General features: G+C 65.7%; 1 pseudogene. It reads right to left on the reverse strand.

The window, feature by feature from the left end:
- A pseudogene (locus LI94_RS21600) lies at nucleotides 1-321 on the reverse strand (IS110 family transposase); the annotation flags it as partial.

Genomic DNA, 321 nt, shown 5'->3' on the forward strand with positions numbered 1-321 from the left:
CACCAGCGCCGTGAACTCGCAATCCGCGGCGGCCTCCTCGATGGCGGTGTCGAGACGATCACGCCGGGCCTTGACTGTCAAAACGGTGTCGTAGTCGGCGTCGAAGGTCAACCGCGTCGCGCCGGTGGGCAGTCGCCGCAGCGCATCGTGCCGCAGCCAGATGTCGTGCTTGCCGGTCCACGCATTGCCGCCGTAGTAGACGATGCCATGGCGCAGTAGCAGTTTCGACAATCGATGACGTGCTCGCATCAGATCACCGCGGCAGTCCTCCCGGGCTCTGACCAGATCCCGTGCGGCTTCCTGCTCGACCGTCGGGATCGC

It is taken from the genome of Mycobacterium sp. UM_Kg27 (genome assembly GCF_000972905.1).
Taxonomy (GTDB): Bacteria; Actinomycetota; Actinomycetes; order Mycobacteriales; family Mycobacteriaceae; genus Mycobacterium.